Below are 22,842 nucleotides of genomic sequence, written 5' to 3'. Positions count from 1 at the left end.
CCAAAATCTGATATAATAAGTTTCAGAAGCAAGGGGCTTCCGTGGGCGGAAGGCCCCTTTTTGCCGTCATCTGGACGGTGAAGGAGGAGAGATGGACGGATGAAGACACTGGTTATTGCGGAAAAGCCCGACATGGGCCGAACCATTGCCGCCGTCATAGAACCAAGAGCCAAGAACAATCGCAATTATTTGGAAGGTGAGCATTACATTATCACCTGGGCGATTGGTCATCTATTGGGACTTGCTGAACCGGATGCCTATGATTCAAAGTACAAGCGCTGGAATATCGGCGACCTGCCGATCATTCCGGATCAGTTCAAGATTGTACCCAATCCCAGAACAAAAGATCAACTGAAAATGATCGGAGAACTTGCGAAAAGGGCATCGGCCATCGTTAATGCTTGTGATGCAGGGCGTGAAGGGCAGTATATTTTTGCCTTAATTCAACAACAGTTGAAGCTGCGTCAGCCTGTCAAACGTCTGTGGATATCGGATCTGACCGCTGAGAGTATTAAACGTGGTTTTGACGGTTTGAAAGATGCCTCGGAATTCGAAAATTTGACCCATGCTGCCAGAGCTCGTAGCGAAGCGGATTGGCTAATTGGCATGAATGCGTCCCGGGCTTTCACTACCCGGCACAATGCCTTGCTATCTGTAGGCAGGGTGCAGACTCCTGTATTGGCCTTGATCTATGATCGGGAAATCGAGATTGAAGCGTTCCAGTCCCAAACCTTTTATGAAGTAGCCGCATGGTTTCGTCAAGAAGGAGTGGAGTACAGAGGTTTACGTCAAGGGGACAAGCTGACAGACCCGGTCGTTGCTGAATCGATTGCTACCAGCGTGAAGGGGAAGACAGGACAGATTACCAAGTATGAAGCAAAACAGACCAAGGAGTATCCATATCGGTTGTATGATTTGACCCTATTGCAACGTGAAGCAAATGCCAAGTATGGATATGGGGCGAAGAAAACGTTGGATATTGCACAGGCGCTTTACGAGAAACATAAGGTGATCTCTTATCCACGGACCAATTCAAACTATGTTACGGAACAGAATATTGAAGGTATGCACAAAACGCTGAATCTGCTTAAAAATGGACCCTATAGTGAACTGGCGCAAGGAGCGAAACCCGAACTTGTTCATAAAGGTAATAAGGGTGTATGTAACCCGTCCAGAGTTGAGGATCACCATGCGATTTTACCTACATTGAAACGACCGGGTACGTTATCTAAGGATGAACAGAATATCTATGATCTGATCGTAAGACGTTTCTTATCGCATTTCTATCCGCCAGCAGAGTATAAACAGCATACCGTGCTCACTGACGTTGAGAAGCACCAGTTCAAGACATCTGTGAAAGAACTGCTGTCACTGGGGTGGAAGGTGGTGCTGGGATCTTCAGATCAGGAGCAGACAGGCAAGAAAAAGACAAAGAAAAATAGCAACGAAGAAGAGGAAGCAGAGGAATGGACAGACAAGGCATTTGCTGTTCAACCTGAATTGCCTGTTCAATGTACCAAGAGTGAATTCAAGGAGAAGGCGACACAGCCTCCCAAGAGTTTTACTGAGGGAACGTTGCTAAAAGCAATGGAGAGTGCAGGGAAACAGATCGAAAATGAAGAGCTGCGTGATGCAATGAAAGACAGTGGACTGGGTACACCGGCGACTCGTGCGGCAACGATTGAACGACTCAAAAACGTGGGTTACATTACGATGCAGGGCAAAAAGATGCAACTGACGTTGAAGGGTCGGACAGCCATCGAGTTGATCCGTAAGGCAGGCGTTGACCTGTTGACCTCGCCTGAAATGACAGGCCAGTGGGAAAGAAGATTGTACCAAATTTCCAAAGGTGAAGCGGGTCAGGACAAATTCATGGAGAACGTCAAAAAATTTACGATGTCCATTATTGATAAAGTACGTGTGCAGGCACCGGCACCAGCGGATGCTTTTGGGGAAGATACACGTGGGGGGCGGGGTAAAAACAAGGGAGCCAAAACCCAGAAAACCAGCACCAGAACAACTTCTGCCAAGACATCAGGTACTGGCTCGGGTACCAGTGCAGGTTCGAAGACTTCGCATCAAACGTCGGGAGCTTCATCCAGAACGGCCAGTGCTGCGAATGCGACAGCGGCGCAAAAGCAATCTTCGAATTCGGGCCAGCCTGCTATTCGTGAAACGTTGGCATCCTGTCCGTCACCGGGTTGTAGCGGTCAGATTATTGAAGGCAAGAAGGGTTATGGCTGCACACGTTTCAAGGAAGGCTGCGGGTTTGTCATTTGGAAAGAGTACGTCGGCAAAAAAATTACAAGTACGATGTTAAAAGCGTTGATTGAAAAGGGCAGTACCCAGGTACTCGCTTTTAAACGAAAAGACGGAAGTACGGTGAAGGCGCGTATTATTTTGCAAGATAAGGCAACAGGCAAACTTTCTGCGGAAAGGCAGGAAGCATAAGCTTATTTGTTCCAAACCGTGGTAAGAAGAACGTGAAGCCTGATATACGAGCCTCCATTTAAAGGATAATTACACCAATAAGAAAAGGACCCTATCCAAGGGTCCTTTTTTGTTGCTGCTGTTGTTGTATATTTTCATGGATGACCTTCGGTACCTCTTCCAGGGCAGTAATGGTATACATCGATGTCTCGGGATTAGGTTGAAGCTCTACCATATTGTATTGCCATTCGTTCGGCTGTTTGATATATATGCTATGGATGCCGGCCGTCACTGCTGGCATAATGTCTGTACGCAGTGAGTTTCCAATCATCCAAGTCGCACGACGCTCAAACGGTCCAGTAGAGAGAATACCTTCAAGGGCTTCGATGTTCTTATGTTGCCGAATGTAGATCCGGTCATCGAAATAAGCCGAGAGCTTCATCTGGTCAATCTTCCGCTGCTGAATTACGGTTTCTCCACCTGTGTACAGGTAGAGGGCATGTCCAGCTGATTTGAGATTCTCCAGCGTTTCGACCATATGAGGATAAGGCTCAACCTCTTGGTCGTATACACTCATTCCCAATTTGGTGAGGTAAGATTCTTCTTGTTGAGAGGTGGGTTTTGAGAACTTCTGGGAGAAGTAACGGTAGGTATCAATTAGGGACTGCGGGAAATGGTGACTTGCAAATCCCAGTTTGTTGACCCCGGTTACATCAATCTCCAGCTGTTTCTCCCTAATTTGTTGAACTGTTAGTGCATGTCCGTCAAACCACTCCTGCATGTTCTCGAAGAATTCACCAAGTACCAGGTTGAAATATTTATTGCAGTACACGAGTGTATCATCGAGATCAAACAAAATATGTTGTTTTATTATTTTCATATCCAATTCACTCCTTGCAGCAGCAGCACAGTTGTTCATATTTTATATGCGAATATAAGATTCCAGGAACATATTCAATTCAGATACGCCATCTGGTCGAATACTGTATTTCTCTTTACGATTACTGCCGAGCAGATGGGTTCGTAGCAGTCCGGCGATGCGCAGTGCCATAACCTGATCTTTAACCATATCCTCGTCTTTGCCCAGCTCCTCACACATCTCAGCGAGCGACTTCGGTTCACCTGACACGTAGCGGAGCAGACGGAGTCTTTCCGGGTCAGCCAGGGCATGTGTGAAACGAAGAAGACAGGTTGGTGGTTGGTCTTCATCCTCTTCAGGTGCGTCTACAGGATACTGCATAATCATCATGCCCTCATAGAAACAGTACATATTAATGGGGCGATTGTGGACGGTTGGAAACAGGATGACTTCATCCAGTCCAGGCATCGGTTCAACGAGAACACCCGCAGTAGCATATTCAATCAGGAGTTCAGGTCCCATTTTATCAAGCAATATACGTTTCTCTTCAGCGTCTTCCTCAAGCCAGGTACGATAATCCTCACTCATGTTCTGACAGTAATGCTGATCCCAGAGCCGCAAAAGTGGCACATAGCTATCCCGAATACGTGTAGATTCTTCTATTGTAAGATGGGGTAGCAAAACAGATACGCGTGCGAACAGCTCTTCGGCTGTCAGTCCAGCAAGCATATCCAGAAAATCAATATTCTCATTAGAAGTGTTACGGTAGGCCGCCCAGGCAAATAATACGTCAAAGTCATCAAAAGGCCAAGTTGCAGCAGGTGCGAGAGCTGCTCGAACATTGGAACTTAGTTTGCCTTCCACCTCAATGATCCATTCGGGGCCAACATCCAGATGTTGAATCCACTTCTTCGTTACATATACCAAAAAGCTGTTGAGCATTTCATATATCGGTGAAACATCGATTTTAACATGATAAGCCATATGATGCAGAATCCTCCCGTCACATCTAAATGTACGCAGCGACTTAAGTACTATTATGGCTTGTTTTGCAGGGCGTTGTCCACTATAATGTTCAAGTCCAGGGCAAACTCTGGCGTAACCAAACATGATTAATAGAATAGATATAACATCTGAAAGGTCGTCAGTGATGGCGATTTTTCTTTGTATGCTTGCAGGAGGAATGATTTTTGTGTCATCTATAACCACCCCAAAATTATCACATTCTACATCAAACTATCTCATTCTGATTACCGTTATTGTTGTGGCGGGGATCAGCCAGGGACTTTTATTACCAGTGCTCTCGATTTTCTTGGAGCAAAAAGGGGTCTCACCGGGTTTGAACGGATTGAATGCAGCCGCATTGTACGTTGGTTCTTTTGCCATGACACTTGTGGCGGAACGACTGCTGGGAGCTATTGGTTTTAAAAAGCTGATTATCGGCGGACTGTTATTTGTCATGATTCCCCTAATACTGTTTCCTTATTTTCCTGATATCAAAATTTGGTTCATATTGCGTCTCGTCGTAGGAATCGGGGATAGTGCACTCCATTATTCTGCCCAATTATGGGTGCTGCTGGTGACCGCACCCGAAAAACGCGGACGTTACATCTCTTTATATGGCATGTCCTATGGTTTAGGATTCAGTATTGGCCCATTGGGAATCAAACTGCTTGGGTTTGGGGATGCCGTTCCATTCTGGGTATTATTCGTATGTATGGCTGCTGTACTTATCCTTGTATTAATGAAGCTTCCCGATACGAAGCCGGAAAAGGCTGAACATGGACAACTGCCTGAACACCGTTTCCGTCGGAGCTTGGCCTGGGCATGGTATGCGCTGTTGCCTGCGTTATTGTACGGGTACATGGAAGCCGGGATGAACAGCAATTTTCCGGTATACGGACTGCGGATTGGCTTGGATGCTAATCAGATATCGTCCTTGCTGCCTTTTGTCGGAATCGGTGGTTTATTCCTGCAATTACCTTTAGGCATGTTGAGTGACCGTTATGGACGTAAGCAAACATTAATGTTTGCCGGGATTACTGGAGGTATCATCTTCATGTTGGTTACTGTTGCGGGCACACATTTCTGGTGGACACTTGTGCTGCTGACCATAGCAGGAGGTCTGGTAGGTTCATTTTTCTCGCTCGGCTTAGCCTACGCCGCAGATATTTTGCCCAAAGTTCTGCTGCCTGCAGCGAACGTGGTGGCCTCATTTCATTTTACAATCGGGAGTATCATTGGACCTAATCTGGGTGGGCAAGTGATTAACTGGATTTCACCAGGAAGCATGTTTATTTTGCTTGGATTCATGTATCTTCTTTTTGGTGCAGCAGGTATATTATTTCGTCGTAAACCTATGCCCGAATCTGTGGTAAAATAGAAGCTGGTGTTCGCATGGAAATTGATGTCCATTTCCGAGTACACTAGTAGTAGGGAAAAACATGGACAAGAGGAGACATCGCGATGATCAGAGTTGAGGGTTTAAGCAAATCCGTTGGAGCGGACCGGGTTCCGGTTCTGCGGGATATACGATTCGATATGCAACAGGGAGAAATGATCGGTGTAGTGGGTTCGAGTGGCAGCGGGAAAAGCATGCTTCTTAAATGCCTTGCTATGATGGAGAAATGGGATAGTGGTCAATTTACGGTGGACGGCGCCGAGATTATAAAAGAAGGTTGGTCCGGAAAACGGAAAATTAAACGGGAATGGGCATACTTGGAACAGAATCCGCAATTGTATCCGAGACGTACAGCTTTGAAAAATGTATTGATCGGTCGGTCCGGTCAAACTCCTTTGTGGAGAATGGTAACAGGTATGGTTCGTTCGGATGATTATATGGGTGCGATGGATTATCTGGAAGGGCTAGGATTGCTGGATAAAGCTCACCAGACGGCAGAGAAGCTCAGTGGTGGCGAGAAGCAGCGTGTTGCGATTGCCAGAGCGCTTGCACATGGCGCCAAAGTTGTTTTGGCGGATGAGCCTGTCATTGGCCTTGATCCTCATACAGCAGATACGGTGCTGGAGACACTGCGTAAATTATGCGAAGAGGAACGGGCTACCGTGATTGCAGTATTGCCGATTGAAATGGCAGAGAAACATGCGACCCGCATCTGGGGTCTTGCGGAAGGCAAGATTGCTTTTGATATACGTGGACGTCGCTTGACACAACAAGAAAAAAATATGATTTAAACTACTGAAAAGAGTGATGAATTTGCTTAATTCACGGTGGGGACGCCTGTTAGCGGGGGGAGCAGTGAGTATCTTGCTCGGTTCAGTCCTTAGCGGATGTACTGTCATAAGCGATCCTAAGGGTTTGATGAGAAAACCAATGATGTCAACAGACAAGGAAAAATTATTAAATGTGGTTCAGCGGGAACAGCCACCCGAAAGCAAATTGATTCGCCCCAAAGACATGAATAATACCAGTATGATTCGTGTTGAAGACCTAAACGGTGATGGTACTCGGGAAGCCATCGTTTTCTATGAGACCCCGAATGAGAACGTGCGGATTCACGGCATGTTATTGGAGGAACAAGGAGATTCATGGGTTAAGAAGCTGACATTTGATGTTCCGGGGAATGAACTGCAATCGTTCAAGGTACTGGACATCACGAATGATGGTAATCCCGATATTATCCTCGGCGTAAGTTTGCAAGAACAGAAAGCATTAACTGCTTATTCTTATAAAGCTGGAGCACTTGAACAAGTGTTGGGTGGTGTTCCATATAATCAATATATTATAGATGATGTTCAAGGGAATACCCTCGACTTAAACGGGGACAAGAAAAATGATTTCGCAATCGTATCTCTGAACAATAGCGGATTTGCATCTATTGCGTTGTATCAATATGACGATGGCAGCTTCAAGGAAGTTGACAGAATGCAGACGGACTACACTGTCAAAGAGATATATAACGCTCTTGGTGGGCAGATTGCCAAAGATAAAGTGGGTATCGTACTGGATTCGGAGCTGGATGACCGAAGTACTTTCTCACAGATTATATACGTAAAAGATAACAAGTTAGTGAATGCTTTTAAATCGCCTGATCAAACCTACAGAGATGACAAAATTTTAAGCGGTGATGTCGACAATGATGGTATTATTGAGTTTGGATTGAAGGAAACGCCTAAAGGATGGGAGCATTACGTATTTGATTCCCGGATGTGGTTCTATACCTTCTATCAATGGGATGGCAAGGATAATAAGAAATTTGTCTCATTCCAATATCGGGATGATGCTGACTTATTCCATTTAAATCTGAAGCCGGAGTGGTATGGAAAGATTACCATCGATACCAAATCGGAAAAGGAAAAATACATCCGTTTTAAAATGATTGATACCGATGAAACCGTAGGTGAAATTAAATATTTCACGCTTTCCCAGTGGGAACAGGAAAAAGGCAAAAGTTGGAAAGAGATTACCCGGACGAATGATCGGGTCATTGCTTCCCGCGGTGCACAATTGGATGCCGATGATGGATTGCTTGACAATATACCGCAACTGAATAGAAAGGAAGAACTTAATGAGTAAAGTACTTATTCTTGAGGATGAAGAATCCATCCGCAGTTTTATTGTTATCAATTTGAAGAGAAACGGGTTCGAAGTGCTTGAAGCGGGGGATGGACATGAAGCGCTTCGCATTCTGCAATCCGTACCAGATATTGACTTGGCTTTGCTGGATGTTATGGTTCCTGGTATTGATGGATTTGAAGTGTGTCGTCGTATTCGTGAAACGAATGAACGTCTAGGTATTATTTTTCTGACCGCCAAAGTGCAGGAGCAGGACAAAGTATATGCGCTATCTGTTGGAGCAGACGATCATGTAAGTAAGCCGTTCAGTCCAACCGAGCTGATTGCACGTATTCAGTCTTTGCTTCGCCGGGTCAATGTTCACCGGGAGACAGCTGCAAAGGTAACGTTCCAATCAGGGCCGTTCTCGCTGGATCTAATCTCCAAGCAATTCAAGAAACAAAATGAATTAATTGAGTTAACACCAACCGAATTTTCCTTGATTCAATTTTTCCTGGAAAAAGAGAATACACCGCTTAGTCGAGATGTGCTGCTGGATCACGTATGGGGCAAAGAGTATATGGGTGATCCCAAAATCGTGGACGTAAACATTCGCCGCTTACGCCAGAAAATTGAGAACAATCCTTCCGAACCTGAATACCTGCAGACTGTATGGGGTCACGGTTACAAATGGAAGGGCCGGGATCAATGATCAAAAAAGGCATCACACGGCAGATTGTATTACATTACTTCATTGTAGTTTTTCTGGCTCTGCTGTTGGTGGAATTCGTATTTATGCTGGCGGTGCAACGATATTATTATGAGAGCATCTACAATACAATCAGTACCCATATCTCCAATTCGAAGGATTTTTTTGAGCCTCTAGCTCGTGAGAGTAATTCGGAAGATGGGAATAATCTGTCCAGACTACTTGTTAATTTGGAATTATCTAATACAGAACTTGAAATTCTGGATCTGAACGGTCATGTGTTAGCGAGTTCAACTGCTTTTGAATCAGACCGTGCCGTGCTGCAAACGAGTGATATCCAACAGGCGTTAAATGGCAGTATGGGACGTTGGGTAGGAAGACAACCAGGCACAGGAGAGCAGGTCATGGCTGTTTCCCACAAGTTTGATTTAGGTGGCGAAAATACGTATGTTATTCGATACCTAACATCGCTCGAAAATGTGAATTCCAAGTTATTGTTCATGGGGATGCTTGCGGTTGCTGTAGGTGTTGGTGTACTGGCAATTGTCTTGATCATTAGTATTGGTATGGCCAATTCCATTGTACGTCCTATTAACAATATTACGGCAGTGTCCGCTCAGATGGCACGAGGACGTCTGGATGTCAGAGTTAAGGGCAACTACAAACATGAATTAGGTGAACTGGCGTCTACTCTGAATTTTATGGCACATGAAATTGTGCGAAGCAATCAGATCAAAGACGATTTTATTTCTTCCATTTCTCATGAATTGCGAACGCCACTGACCAGTATCAAAGGGTGGAGTGAGACGCTGGACTCCGGTGGATACGATCCCGATGAAACAAGAATTGGAATGAGTATTATTTCTAAAGAAACGGAGCGTCTGATCGGACTGGTAGAAGAGATGCTCGATTTCTCCAAATTGCAGCAAAATCAGATGAAATTGGTGAAAGGAACCGTCAGCATTCGTGAGATTGTTCAGGAAACCATGTTGAATGTTTGGGCAAAAGCTGAGCAAAAACAGATACATCTCAAGTTAGAAAGCGATGAAAATCGTGCTTTCAATGTTTTTGGGGATGGTAACAGATTGAAACAAGTCTTCCTGAACATTGTAGACAATGCGATCAAATTCTCGCATGAGAATTCCTGGATCTTTTTATCAGTCAAAGAAGAAGACGGACAGATTATAGCTGCTGTGCAGGATACGGGTATTGGTATCAGTGAAGAGCATTTAATCAAGGTGCGTGATCGCTTCTTCCAGGTTGATCACCAGAATGGTGGAACAGGGCTCGGACTTGCTATTACGCAGGAACTGGTAGAACTGCATGAGGGAACAATTATCATGCAAAGTGAACTGGGAACGGGAACAACTGTAACGGTGACGTTACCGGCTTTACCGGAAGAAGAGACGGTGGAGGAACCCATAATGAATGAAGAAGCCGAAGTGACAGTCGATGCAAAGTTAACTCAAGCAGAGTCTGATCCAAAAAAAGATTGATTTCTGCATTAAAGATTGTTTCGCATCAAAAAGGCGAGCCATATAGGCTCGCCTTTTCTTTAAGCTTATGAAGAAAGTTCACCAGCGCGCAGACGCCCGCTTTTTTCATAAACATCTTTCAGCATACGTACAGGTTGTGTGCGCACAGCCGGTTTGGCGGAGACAATCTCATTCGGTCCGACAACCACGATTTCATCCGTCGTGCCTTTAACAATGGCACCGTCTTTGATAATGGCACCTTCACCAATGATGGCACGTTCGATGTGAACACCGCGACCAACCCGTGCATTCGGCATGATCACACTGTCTTTAACCTCAGAACCTTTACCGACCTCGGCTCCGCAGAAAATAACAGAGCGTTCAGCACGGCCATCCATATTGCAGGATTCATGGATCATGGAGTGCAGGAGTTCAGCACGCGTCTGACGTGCTTTGTATGCACTTGGTTTAGTTCTCCAGTCACGAGTAAACATCGGCCAGTCTTCTTTTTGCAGGCTCCAGTCTTCATCATTATGAAGCAGATCCATGTGCGCATCCCATAAACTCTTCACGGTACCCACGTCTTTCCAATAACCATTGAAGTTATATACGAAGAGAGGGGTATTCTCATTTAACATTTGAGGAATCACATCTTTACCGAAGTCATGGCTGGATTCCGGATTAGCGGCATCTTCGAGCAAGTGGCGCTTCAGGTATTCCCATTTGAACATATAAATGCCCATGGAAGCCAGATTACTTTTCGGTTCGGCCGGTTTCTCGGCAAACTCTGTAACTCTCAGATGCTCATCCGCTGCCATAATGCCGAAGCGATGCGCTTCCTCCCATGGAACCTCCATAACGGAAATCGTCGCTACCGCTTCATTAGCGGTATGAGCTTCCAGCATTTCACGATAATTCATATGATAGATATGGTCACCCGACAAAATTAGAACATTTTCGGGGTTTTGTTGGTCAATATAGTCAATATTTTTATAAATAGCATCCGCGGTTCCCAAGTATTCGTCATTTCCTGTATGATAAGATGGAAGTAAGGAAATTCCTGCCTCACTTGAAGTACCATGTCCCCAAGGTTCTCCTCCACCAATGTGATCATGTAATGAATCAGCTTGATACTGCGTCAGAACACCTACGGTGTCGATGCCTGAGTTTACGCAGTTGCTGAGAGGAAAATCGATAATCCGGTAGTGCCCGCCAAACGGTACAGCGGGTTTTGCGATACTTGAGGTTAAAGGGGCTAATCGCTTCCCTTCTCCTCCCGCCAACAGCATAGCGATGCAATCTTTATTAAACATAATCGTTTCCCTCCCAAAATATTTGTCCAGTGTAGTACATACATAAACGTAATGCGGAGCTATTGAAACGATGTATACTGTAAAAATTCTGAAAAATTACAACATTTTTTTACACACCGCATTTTTCTTTTCAACTTGGCTAGAATGGGGTAATGGTTAATGTTATATCTATTTTCTGGAGAAGAAGGTGATCTCTTGGCCATTCAACCGTTAACAAACCCGGAAATTTCGCCGGAGCACATTTATTTGTTTCATGAAGGAAACCTTCATCACAGTTATCGAATAATGGGCGCACAGCCTGCGATCGAGGATCATCGTCAGGGGTATCGTTTTACCGTGTGGGCTCCGAATGCCACAGAAGTCGGACTGGCTTTAGACCGTAATGGTTGGAAAGGTGAACAGGAACCTTTATATAAGATACCCGATTCTGGATTTTGGAGTCGTTTTATTCCGGAAATCAGTGAAGGAACTTTATACAAATTCCGTATATTAACGGAAGATGGTACTGAATTGCTCAAAGCGGACCCTTATGCTTTTCAGGCCGAAGTTCGTCCGCGTACGGCCTCTGTCACCAGCTCCATTGAAGGTTACAAATGGAATGATGGCGCATGGAGACGCAAACAACGAGGTGTGTATAACAAACCTTTACATATTTATGAAATGCACGCTGGAACCTGGAAACGGAAAGAAGACGGAACTCTCTACAGTTATCGTGAACTTGCGGACTTGCTTGTTCCTTATTTATTGGAGATGAAATATACCCATGTTGAGATGATGCCCCTGAGTGAGCATCCTTACGACCTTTCGTGGGGCTATCAGAATACAGGATTTTTTGCTCCAACTAGCCGTTATGGGCAACCTAAAGATCTGATGTATCTGGTTGATACGCTACATCAGGCAGGCATAGGTGTGTTGCTCGATTGGGTCCCCGCACATTTTGCCAAGGATGCTCATGGCTTGCGTTTGTTTGATGGAACGCCTTTGTATGAATATGCAGATCCATTGTTAGCAGAGAGACCAGGTTGGGGCACACTTAGCTTTGACTACTCTAAACCTGAAATTCGTTCGTTTTTGATCTCTAATGCGTTGTACTGGATGGAGATGTACCATTTCGACGGACTTCGAGTCGATGCCGTAACCAGTATGCTTAAGTTGGATTTTGAAAAGCAGCCAGGACAATACCGAACGAATAACGAAGGTGGCCTGGAAAACAAGGAAGCTGTTGCTTTTTTGCAGCAGTTGAATGAAACAGTCTTCAAGTACTTTCCCTATGCGTTGATGATGGCAGAAGAATCCAGTGCATGGCCAATGGTTACTTCTCCAGTAGATCAGGGTGGGTTAGGTTTCAACTACAAATGGAACATGGGTTGGATGAACGATACACTTGATTACATGGAATCGGATTTTCACGAACGTCCTTCCAAACATCATTTGCTGACATTCCCGGTCGTATACTCCTTTGCTGAAAATTACGTGCTTCCTCTGTCTCATGACGAGGTCGTTCATGGCAAAAAGTCGCTCCTAGACAAGATGCCAGGAACATACGAGCAGAAGTTTGCCGGCATGCGTGCCTTCATGGGGTACTTTATGACATTCCCAGGCAAAAAACTGCTGTTTATGGGTGGAGAATTTGGCCAGTTTATCGAATGGAAAGATGAAGATCAACTGGACTGGTTTTTGCTGAACTACGACAGTCACCGTAAACTCCACAAGTTTGAACGGGAACTGTCCGAGTTATACTTTGGCGAAAAAGCTTTGTGGGAGCTTGATCATTCCTTTGACGGTTATGAATGGATCACTCCGGATGATCATGACCAAAGTGTCATTTCATATGTGCGCAAAGGAAAAAAACCTACGGATACACTCCTTGTGCTCATTAACTTTCAGCCGGTCAAGCGGGAGCGTTACCGGATTGGTGTCATGCGTCCCGGTATGTATACCGAAGTTCTGAACAGTGATCATTCCGATTACGGCGGATCAGGCATTATCAATGATATGCAGCTTACTACTGAAAAGATTCCTTTTCATGGGCAACCACATAGTTTGGAAGTTGTTCTGCCACCGCTAAGCGTAGTTATTCTAAAAAAGAACACACGTCGGAAAACGGATGCATTGCCCCTTAAAGTTCAATCCGTCAGAGCAAAAGCCAGTACCACGAAAACCAGTAAAACAACAAACGGCACTACAGTTAAACCCAAAAGGAGGACGAAGGCATGAATATTCTATTTGCTGCTGCTGAAGTACATCCATTTATCAAAACAGGAGGCCTTGCTGACGTCATCGGCGCATTACCACAGGCATTAAAGAAGAGTGGGGCAGATGTTCGTGTCATTCTACCCAAATATAAGGGCATTCCGGATGAGTATAAAGAGGCAATGGAGCCTGTCATCACGACAGATGTTCCTCTTGGTTGGCGCAGACCGTATTGTGGAGTAGAGATGCTGGTCCATGACGGGATTCCTGTCTACTTTGTGGACAATGAATACTATTTTGGACGGGATGGCGTGTATGGTTATATGGATGACGGAGAGCGTTTTGCCTTCTTCAACCGTGCTGTTCTCGAGGTGTTGCCGCAACTTGAATTCAAGCCGGATGTGCTGCACAGTCACGATTGGCACGCGGGTATGATTCCTTTACTACTGGAAGCTCACTATGCTCATGATCCTTTTTACAGTGAAATGAGGACGGTTTTTACGATACATAACCTGTTATATCAAGGTGTGTTTCCACATGATTTATTCAGTGATCTGCTTGAGCTGGATGATCGGTATTTCACGGTGGATGGGGCAGAATATTATGGCAATGTCAATTTCCTGAAAGCAGGAGTCGTTTTTGCGGATCATGTAACAACCGTCAGCCCTACCTACGCCAAGGAAGTACAAACCTCCTACTATGGCTATGGTCTGGATGGATTGCTCAGTTCATTGGGGGATCGTTTCAGTGGGATTGTTAACGGTATTGATACCAAGAGTTACAACCCCGCAGCGGACAATAAAATTGCGGTTAAATACAGAACCAGCCTGTCCAAGAAAATCGAGAACAAGATCGAGCTGCAAAAGGAATTAGGATTGCCAGTACGTCCGGATGCTCCACTTATGGTGATGGTTACAAGGCTAGTGGATTCCAAAGGTTTGGATTTGGTATGTCGTGTATTGGATGAATTATTGTACTATGACGATATTCAATTCGCTGTATTGGGTACCGGGGATCCGGCTTATGAGCACTGGTTCCGCGAGGCAGCTAATCGTTATCCGCTGAAAATGTCTGCTCAGATTACCTTCAATGATGGGTTATCCCGCCGTTTCTATGCCGGCAGTGATCTATTCTTGATGCCATCGAGGTTCGAGCCATGTGGCATTAGCCAATTGCTTGCACTCCGTTATGGCAGTGTGCCACTTGTCCGGGAAACAGGGGGTCTGAACGATACGGTGCAGGCATACAATGAATTCAGCGGTGAGGGGAATGGATTCTCTTTTACCAGCTTTAACGCCCATGATATGATGAACACCATTCGTCGTGCAGAAGAATTTTACCGTCAGCCAGATCACTGGAAAAAGATTGTAAAAAATGCAATGAGCGGAGACTACAGCTGGAACGTCTCAGCTGAAGAGTATATGGATATTTATCGCCGCATAACACTTGAATCTGTATAATAGATTTGCACTAATGAGCCGCAGTATATTCGTACTGTGGCTTTTTTTGTACGATCATAAGAGGAGGCGAATTTAAAATGAACAACTACATTAATTTTACCTCTACTTACAATCCGAATTTACAAGCTCTAAGCAGTGCCGACGGATATAATGCCGTCAAAATGAATGAAATATTTGGACAGATCATGGGAAATATTGCTGCCGTGCAATCCACGCTAACAGGCAGCTTTATTAATGTGAGGAGTTTTGCGCCCGGAGATGGAAGCGATCAGACAGCCCAGATCAAAGCTTTTTTTGACTCAGCACAGGAAGGTGATGTTTTATTATTTACGCCAGGGCACTATAAAGTTGTTAAGACGGGCTGGTTCTATACGTTTAGTGGCAGATCTGTCATCATCAAGGCATTACCAGGTGCAATATTGGAGGTCTCGGATCAGGGAATCCGAATTGAAGGAAGCAATCATGTCGAGATTAGTGGCTTGACTTTGGTTCGTACCACTCAAGCAGCTTGGAGTAAAAACAAGACAGGGCTTAGCATCGGGAATTCGAGCAATGTACTATTGCAGCATAACGATATTAGTAAATTTACCGATGGGATCGGAGTGAATGGTTCCAGCAGTCAAGACAATCCCGCCCGAAATGTTGTGATAAGAAACAATAAGCTTCATCACTTGGGAGAAGAACCGATTGCAGTTCGGAGTCATTTGGTTTTTGTAGTGATTCGCGAGAATGACTGTTACCGGTATCTTGGGGATGGCATTCTGGTCAAGGGCACATGGCATGTTTCGATCACCGATAACTTTCTTCATACTCCTGTATTATCCAGTGATTCAGATTATGTTGTTTTTTCAGGCGGACAACAAGTGAATAATATGCCTGCGGTCGGCGGCGGGATTACCTGTAACAATGAGGGAGGCGAGACTGGAGCCAAAAATCTGCATATACATGGCAATAGCCTGATTGGAACAGCTTTTGGTGTGGGGCTTATCGGTTTTGAAGGAGCCTTTGTAACCTCCAATGTCTTTAAGGATATTAAAATCACTTCAGTCATTTCAGTTTCTTTCTCTCCCTCCCGATACAATCCCAACGGACTGAGCAATCATCTGTTTGTTATCCAGGGCAACCTGATCGACACCATTTCAAGACCAAGCGCTACTGCTGCCATTGAAGCGAAAACCAGTACAGGTGCAGAAGATATGGACATTGGAATTATTTCAGACAACATCATTATTCCAAGAGGAAAACACTGGGGAATTGTCGCGGATGGTCATATAATCGTGAAAGGCAATTACATTGCTCAAGCAGGCATAGCCATGGATCTTGCCAATGGAGTGATTGCATCAAGCAACATCATTGAGCCCGGCTTTAAGACGACCAATCCTGACCGGATGGTCAGTTTGCATAATGATTGTACCTTTTCTCATAATTCAGTTGCAGGAAAAGGGACATGTATTCAATTGCGTGGCTCGAACAATATCGTAACTGGAAATCGCTTAAAATATGAGGGAACATGGTGGGCTGTGCATCTGGATATTGTTAATAATACGGTGGAGGGCAACATCATAAGAGATAACATGCTGATGGTTGCGGCAAGTGCGACGGGACGTTATCTCTTTGGCGCAAGTCCTTTTACGAATGGGAAAAACGTAGTCGTTGATCTGGTTAAAGATAATAATGGAACGTTATTTCAATTAGTAAATGAAATTGTCATGCTTGGTCCAAATTCTACGCGGTGGAAAATAACCATAGATGCAAAAGGAGATTTGAAAACGACGAAATTATAGCCTTAAACTCTGCTCTTTGTCAGAAACTCCTGAAGCATCCGATGATAAAAAAGGTCGTTCAATATTTCAGGAGTTTCTGGCAGGTATTAGCTCGGTTAGCTCGGTTCCAATTGTCTATACAAAATACGGTATCCGTAAGGATCAAGTTTAATATTCATCATTCCATTGGTGGGAACAACAGCATCTTCGGTTAGAGCATCCTTCCAGTCCTTGGTTTCCATCGGATGTGACAGGGTACGTTCTTGCGGAGTATTGTTCATCCACACCGTAAAATGAAGGTTATCATCCATACGTTCATAAATGATGCATGGATCGTTGTGATCGGCCTTCAAAAAACGGAAGCGGCCTTTGCGCAGAGCTTCATTACTTTTCCGCAAATCAATCATCAGACGGTAGAAGTCATAAAGCTCCTTATCTTGCTTGGCAGGATCCCATTGCATGCATTTACGGCAATCCGGATCACCTTCTCCGCGTAAACCAACCTCATCTCCATAAAATATACAGGGTGTACCGATATAAGTGAAAAGAAACACAACCGACAGTTTTAATCTGCGTTTATCTTCTCCAGCCCGGGTAAGCAGACGAGGTGTGTCATGACTGCACAGCATGTTGAAAATGACTTCATTCGTCTGCTGCGGGTAGCGCATAATCAGAGATCCCATCTCGTTAGCGAAGTTATAACCATCCATTGAACCACAGAAGAACTCAAGCACCTTGTCAGCAAAAGGGTAGTTCATCACGGAATCAAATTGATCTCCCATGAGCCAGGTCAGAGAATCACTCCAAACTTCGCCTACAATATAGGCTTCCGGATTAGCGGTTTTGACCACTTTGCGGAAATCGCGCCAGAAATGGTTATCCACTTCATTCGCAACATCGAGCCGCCAACCGTCGAGTTTAATCTCCTTGATCCAGTATTCAGCCACATCAAGCAAATAGTCTTTTACTTCGGGATTGGCCGTGTTGAACTTGGGCATATTGCCATAAAACCCAAATGTATCGTAGGTTGGAATACCATCCTTGATCTGCACCGGATATTCATTGATATGAAACCAATCTGCATATTTGGAGTTTTTACCATTCTTCAGGACATCCTGAAAAGGAGGGAAGTCTTCGCTGCAATGGTTAAAAACTGCGTCTAGCATGACACGGATTCCGCGGCGATGACATTGTTCTGCTACTTTTTTGAGCATTTCATTGTTCCCGAATTGAGGGTCTACTTTTTTATAATCAACGGTATCGTATTTATGGTAGGAGTTTGCTTGGAACAGCGGGGTAAAATAAATGGCATTAACACCGAGTTTAGTCAGATCATCCAGGTGATTGAGAACACCTTGCAGGTCTCCGCCAAAGTAGTTATCCAGTTCAGGTCGGCCGCCCCATTCCTGAGTTCCTTCGGGGTTAAGATCGGGATTTCCATTAGCAAACCTTTCCGTCATGATTTGGTAGAACACGGCTTCTTTGGCCCATTCGGGAACCTTGAATACATCGATTTCATGAATGTAGGAAAATTCATAATATCCTCCTGTAGGGTACGGGTGAGCATAATGAATTCCGTTATCAGCCAGATAAATATTTTCGGTGCCGGCGGTAATACGGAAGATGTAAGTCAGACGTTTGAATTTGGGCTTAACTGCAGTTTCCCAGTAGTCAAACATACTGTCAGAAGCGGCTTTTTCTAATTGAATTTCCTTATATGTTCCATTCCAATCGTATTTATCACCAGTCAGTGCAGTCACATATTGTACATCGTCTCTCTTCGTTCGTACACGCAGATGAATCGTCGAGGGATTATAAGCGTAAGCCCATTTATCGCGGGGAACGTGATACATCGCTTCGAGCAGCATGACAACACCTCCTGAACTCAAGATAAAGTTATAGCTATAAATAACCAAGTTAGAGAGCAGATGAACCATAAGTATGGTTGCTAAATGTAAGGGTTTCAACATTTTTCAACGTTTTCTTTTCACAGCATCTCCAGCTTGTGTCCGTATATACGTATTTATGATAAAACTAAAAGGGTGCTCCTTAAGACCCCAAATTCAGGTCCTACAGAACACCCTACTGTTAATACGCAGCAGTTTGCGAAAAACTTAGCGACTTGCTTGCTTAAATTCTGTTTGAATGGTATGCAGCAATTCAGGCTGTGTAAGAACATCATAAGCAGTTGCAGCAATTGCCTTGGCTCCAAGGATCATACCATCCAGGGCCCGTTCCTGAAGCGCCAGATCACGGAATTCAATGGAATGAAGCGTATGAACTTCGTCCACAACACGGATATAAGGATGGATCGCAGGACAACGCAAGGATACGTTACCAATATCCATGGAACCATGGTCGTTACCACTCACGATCTCCTCTTGAGAAATGCCGAGTTCAAGCAGATTAGCACTAAAAGCAGCAGATAACGATTCATTCGTGACCATCTCATCATAGGAAGTCTCATAATTGGATGTAACAAGCCGGCATCCCGTTTGCAGAGCAGAACCTTCCGCGATCTGAATTACACGTTGAGTGAGAATATTCAACTCTTTTCTCGTTGAGGCACGTACATAGAATTGAGCAGAAGCGTAGTCAGGAATAATATTGGCTGCCTGTCCTCCGCTATTGATAACCCCGTGAATACGAACCGTGCTTTTCACTTGTTGTCGGAATGCATTAATGCCATTAAACGTCTGGATCACCGCATCCAAGGCATTAATGCCTTCATGTGGACTTGCAGCAGCATGTGAAGATTTCCCATGGAATTCAAATTGTACAGCATCAATAGCCAGGGAACTGCCAGATTTCTCATAGGCGTAATAAGGGTGCGCCATTAGTGCGACATCACAGTCATCAAACAATCCTGCTTCAGCCATAGGCACTTTGGCTCCACGCGTTTCTTCCGCTGGTGTACCGAACACTTTTAATGTTCCGCCGACTTCATCCAGTATGGACTTCAGACCTACCGCAGCTCCGAGGCTCATCATACAGATTAGATGGTGCCCACAAGCATGACCGATTTCGGGAAGTGCGTCGTATTCACATAACAGGGCAATAGTCGGGCCTGGTTTGGAAGCAACATACGTACCGATAAATGCAGTGTCCAAACCAAGGACAGGAGCTTCTACGGAAAAACCATGGTAGGCAAGTTCTTCTTTTAACCGAGCAGAGGCAAGGTATTCTTCGTTACCAAGTTCGGGATTGGCACCAATGTATGATGAAATCTCCTTAAAACGGGAAGCATATTGGTCAATAACAGTTAAAATTTGTGTTTTGGTATGTGTCATGGTGGACTCCTTAAGCAAAAATGAAAATAATTCAATAATTATATCATAGTTGCGGTTATTTTTCAGAAATGAGATGGAATCGAATCCTGTCGAAATGCATTGCATAATCATGCATTCTACTTTATAATGACTCAGGCATCAACAACAGAAAGCATACAAAGTATTATAAGGGGAGAACAGGGTTGAAATTGATTAGTCGTTACACCATGATGCTGCTAGCTTTTGTGGTCTTGCTAACTACGGTTGCACCTGTTGCGTTCGCAACGGGAACTACAAGCAATTCAGGCGGTAAAAAGCTGGTGCTCGGTACAAGTGCCGATTTTGCACCATATGAATTCCATAAAGTGATTGATGGTAAAGACCAAATTGTCGGATTTGATATTTCGATTGCTAAAGAAATTGCTGCGGATCTTGGCGCAGAACTTGTAATAGAGGATATGGGTTTTGACGGACTTCTTCCTGCGTTGCAGAGTGGTCGTGTGGATATGGTCATCTCGGGAATGACGCCAACGGATGAGCGTAGACAAAGCATTGACTTCTCAGATACCTATTATAAATCCAAGCAAGTCATCATGATTCGCAATGCGGATAAAGATAAATATCCAACCATGGCAGATCTGGAAAATGAAAAAATTGGTGTCCAAAAAGGCTCCATTCAGGAAACGATTGGCCAGGGAATCCCAGGCGCAAAACTGACAGCACTTGATAAAATATCTGATATCGTACTGCAATTGCAGACCAATCGTGTAAATGCTGCAATCGTTGAGGATACGGTAGCTGCCGGTTACCTGGATGATGTGATTGGATTAGCTCCGGCTATTCCGGATGAAGAGCAGGCCGAAGCGGCAATCGGGATTCGCAAGGGCAATTCGGAATTGCTGAATGCAGTGAACGGGACGCTCGAGCGTCTGAAAAGCGAAAATAAAATCGATCAGTTGGTTATCGAAGCAAGCCAGTTGATGGCAGACAAGGTGAAAAAAGACCAAAACATTTTTCAAGTGTTCTGGGAGTACAAAAGCTTTTATGCAACAGGTGTAGGTTACACCCTCTTATTGTCTGCACTCGGTGTAATCTTCGGGGTAATTATCGGGTTGATCATCTGTCTGTTCCGTCTGCATGACGTCTCAATTCTGCGTTGGATCGGAACAGCTTACGTTGAGGTCATTCGCGGTACGCCAATGCTGGTTCAACTGATGATTATCTATTACGGTCTTGCTCTGACGTTGGGAATTAATTTCACGCCACTTCAGGCGGGGATTATCACATTATCCATCAATAGTGGTGCCTATCTGGCCGAGATTTTCCGGGCTGGTATTCAGGGTGTGGATCGAGGCCAGTTGGAAGCAGCTCGTTCCCTGGGAATGGGCAGAGGTGCGGCAATGCGCTTCATTGTGCTTCCACAAGCGTTCAAAGCGGTGTTGCCGGCGATCGGTAATGAGTTCGTGACCATTATCAAGGAATCCTCCATCATCTCAGTTATTGGTATGGTGGACATTATGTACCAAGCAAGTGTAGTCAAAAACATTACGTACCAAGGAATGAATCCATTCCTGATTGCAGCGGCCATTTACTTTGTGCTGACGTTCATTTTGTCCAAGCTGCTGGGTCGACTGGAAAGGAAGTTGAGTGCAAGTGATAGACGTTAGACAATTACACAAATCATATGGAAATAACGATGTGCTCAAGGGCATTAACGTAACAATTGGCAAAGGCGAGGTTGTCGTGGTCATCGGTCCGTCGGGATCGGGGAAAAGTACCTTCTTGCGCTGCCTGAATCTGCTGGAACAGCCAACTTCCGGCGAAATTAATTTCGAAGGTGTGTCGATTACTGACCCCAAACATAACATTAATGCAACTCGTGAAAAAATGGGGATGGTATTCCAGCATTTCAATCTGTTCCCGCACAAAACGGTGCAGCAGAACATTACGATTGCTCCCATTAAAGTGAAAAAACAATCTGCACACGAAGCGGAACAAATTTGCGCAGATTTGCTCAAGACGGTTGGCCTCTTTGACAAAAAAGACGCCTATCCAAATCAGCTGTCCGGTGGACAAAAACAACGGATCGCCATTGCAAGAGCGCTTGCGATGCAGCCGCATGTCATGCTGTTTGACGAGCCTACTTCAGCACTGGACCCTGAAATGGTCGGTGAAGTACTGGATGTCATGAAGCGGCTTGCAGAGGGCGGAATGACTATGGTAATAGTAACGCATGAGATGGGCTTCGCACGTGAAGTAGGTGATCGTATCCTGTTCATGGATGGCGGGGTAATTGTAGAAGAAGGAACGCCTGCTGAAGTGTTTGGCGAGCCCAAGCATGCACGTACACGTGACTTCCTTGCTAAAGTGCTCTAATCCATCCAAGTTATTAAGGATGAAGATTAGGATAAAAATGCAAAATCTATACTGCGTATGAGAATTTCATCACCTCATAGATCCCTGCCGACGACCCGTCGGCAGGGATTGTTTGTTATGCGAGGATACTTACAGATATACATAAAAAGTAACGTTTCTGTCATCAACGATATAAGCTCAAATAGACATTTTTTTGAAAAAACCGCTTGAATTCAGCAAAAGTATTGAAGTGAATTAGCGAGATGGTAACATTTACTACGACTCTTGGTTACAAAATTGTGATATATTTGTTCCTGCCGAAACTTCCGGAGTTGGGAGTGTGGGGGATGTAACGATGCAGAGTGTGCTTGGGGAAGATTCATTTGCACACGGCTTGGGGTGAATTAGGGCTACATAAAATTATTAATGTAATTGAACCTATAGGGTGGTTTCCTCCATCCGAATCCGACAACTAACTTCGCAGGCATAATGAGGGAGGAAGA

At 44.7% G+C, this 22,842-nt stretch carries 16 protein-coding genes and 1 riboswitch; of the genes, 11 read left to right on the top strand and 5 right to left on the bottom strand.

Annotated features, from left to right (window positions below; all coding sequences use genetic code 11):
* Window positions 1-99: 99 nt before the first annotated feature.
* Complete coding sequence (locus RS891_RS18910; protein WP_315792867.1) at window positions 100-2,451, top strand: type IA DNA topoisomerase; 2,352 nt, start codon at window positions 100-102, stop codon at window positions 2,449-2,451.
* Window positions 2,452-2,542: 91 nt separating this feature from the next.
* Here the strand turns inward: RS891_RS18910 and RS891_RS18905 are convergent, their stop codons facing one another.
* Both RS891_RS18905 and RS891_RS18900 read right to left on the bottom strand, forming a co-directional pair.
* Complete coding sequence (locus tag RS891_RS18905) at window positions 2,543-3,310, bottom strand: HAD family hydrolase (RefSeq protein ID WP_113054501.1); 768 nt, start codon at window positions 3,308-3,310, stop codon at window positions 2,543-2,545.
* A 42-nt stretch (window positions 3,311-3,352) separates the two neighbouring features.
* On the bottom strand, window positions 3,353-4,273 hold the full coding sequence (locus RS891_RS18900; RefSeq protein WP_110001195.1) for an ArsR/SmtB family transcription factor: 921 nt from the start codon (window positions 4,271-4,273) through the stop codon (window positions 3,353-3,355).
* A 199-nt stretch (window positions 4,274-4,472) separates the two neighbouring features.
* Here RS891_RS18900 and RS891_RS18895 point away from each other — a divergent pair, with 199 nt between their 5' ends.
* From RS891_RS18895 to RS891_RS18875, 5 genes are all read left to right on the top strand, one after another.
* Complete coding sequence (locus tag RS891_RS18895) at window positions 4,473-5,672, top strand: MFS transporter (RefSeq protein ID WP_397386850.1); 1,200 nt, start codon at window positions 4,473-4,475, stop codon at window positions 5,670-5,672.
* 83 nt (window positions 5,673-5,755) lie between these two features.
* Window positions 5,756-6,481, top strand: a complete 726-nt coding sequence (locus tag RS891_RS18890) for a phosphonate ABC transporter ATP-binding protein (protein WP_076289134.1) — start codon at window positions 5,756-5,758, stop codon at window positions 6,479-6,481.
* A 139-nt stretch (window positions 6,482-6,620) separates the two neighbouring features.
* The gene (locus tag RS891_RS18885; protein WP_315792865.1) at window positions 6,621-7,823 is read left to right on the top strand and encodes a hypothetical protein; all 1,203 of its coding nucleotides are present in this window, start codon (window positions 6,621-6,623) and stop codon (window positions 7,821-7,823) included.
* The gene (locus RS891_RS18880; RefSeq protein ID WP_063562821.1) at window positions 7,816-8,514 is read left to right on the top strand and encodes a response regulator transcription factor; all 699 of its coding nucleotides are present in this window, start codon (window positions 7,816-7,818) and stop codon (window positions 8,512-8,514) included. The genes RS891_RS18885 and RS891_RS18880 overlap by 8 nt, the downstream gene beginning before the upstream one ends.
* Window positions 8,511-10,007 (top strand): sensor histidine kinase, encoded by a 1,497-nt coding sequence (locus tag RS891_RS18875; RefSeq protein WP_315792864.1) that lies wholly within the window; start codon window positions 8,511-8,513, stop codon window positions 10,005-10,007. The genes RS891_RS18880 and RS891_RS18875 overlap by 4 nt, the downstream gene beginning before the upstream one ends.
* 65 nt (window positions 10,008-10,072) lie before the next feature.
* Here RS891_RS18875 and RS891_RS18870 read toward each other — a convergent pair whose 3' ends face one another.
* Window positions 10,073-11,299: a glucose-1-phosphate adenylyltransferase gene (locus tag RS891_RS18870; protein WP_315792863.1), complete on the bottom strand. Its 1,227-nt coding sequence runs from the start codon at window positions 11,297-11,299 to the stop codon at window positions 10,073-10,075.
* Between the two features lie 159 nt (window positions 11,300-11,458).
* Between RS891_RS18870 and glgB the strand changes: the two genes are divergently transcribed.
* From glgB to RS891_RS18855, 3 genes are all read left to right on the top strand, one after another.
* Entirely contained in the window at window positions 11,459-13,516 is a 2,058-nt protein-coding gene (gene glgB / locus RS891_RS18865; protein WP_397386849.1) for a 1,4-alpha-glucan branching protein GlgB, read from the top strand.
* Window positions 13,513-14,952, top strand: coding sequence for a glycogen synthase GlgA (glgA, locus tag RS891_RS18860; protein ID WP_113054494.1), 1,440 nt, complete (start codon window positions 13,513-13,515; stop codon window positions 14,950-14,952). Before glgB ends, glgA begins: the two co-directional genes overlap by 4 nt.
* 77 nt (window positions 14,953-15,029) lie before the next feature.
* Window positions 15,030-16,736, top strand: a complete 1,707-nt coding sequence (locus tag RS891_RS18855; RefSeq protein ID WP_315792862.1) for a right-handed parallel beta-helix repeat-containing protein — start codon at window positions 15,030-15,032, stop codon at window positions 16,734-16,736.
* A gap of 95 nt (window positions 16,737-16,831) precedes the next feature.
* Here the strand turns inward: RS891_RS18855 and RS891_RS18850 are convergent, their stop codons facing one another.
* Together RS891_RS18850 and RS891_RS18845 are read right to left on the bottom strand one after the other, a co-directional pair.
* Window positions 16,832-18,583 carry an alpha-glycosidase gene (locus tag RS891_RS18850; RefSeq protein WP_315792861.1) on the bottom strand — a complete coding sequence of 584 codons (1,752 nt, stop codon included), beginning with the start codon at window positions 18,581-18,583 and terminating at the stop codon, window positions 16,832-16,834.
* A 246-nt stretch (window positions 18,584-18,829) separates the two neighbouring features.
* On the bottom strand, window positions 18,830-20,005 hold the full coding sequence (locus tag RS891_RS18845) for a M20 family metallopeptidase (protein ID WP_113054563.1): 1,176 nt from the start codon (window positions 20,003-20,005) through the stop codon (window positions 18,830-18,832).
* Window positions 20,006-20,187: 182 nt separating this feature from the next.
* Between RS891_RS18845 and RS891_RS18840 the strand changes: the two genes are divergently transcribed.
* Both RS891_RS18840 and RS891_RS18835 read left to right on the top strand, forming a co-directional pair.
* Window positions 20,188-21,651 (top strand): ABC transporter substrate-binding protein/permease, encoded by a 1,464-nt coding sequence (locus RS891_RS18840; protein ID WP_315792860.1) that lies wholly within the window; start codon window positions 20,188-20,190, stop codon window positions 21,649-21,651.
* Window positions 21,638-22,360, top strand: coding sequence for an amino acid ABC transporter ATP-binding protein (locus RS891_RS18835; RefSeq protein WP_315792859.1), 723 nt, complete (start codon window positions 21,638-21,640; stop codon window positions 22,358-22,360). The genes RS891_RS18840 and RS891_RS18835 overlap by 14 nt, the downstream gene beginning before the upstream one ends.
* Before the next feature lie 284 nt (window positions 22,361-22,644).
* A riboswitch (cyclic di-AMP (ydaO/yuaA leader) is annotated at window positions 22,645-22,842 on the top strand.

Source organism: Paenibacillus sp. BIC5C1, from assembly GCF_032399705.1.
GTDB classification, from domain to species: domain Bacteria; phylum Bacillota; class Bacilli; order Paenibacillales; family Paenibacillaceae; genus Paenibacillus; species Paenibacillus taichungensis_A.
This window is presented reverse-complemented; position numbering and strand designations above follow the sequence as displayed.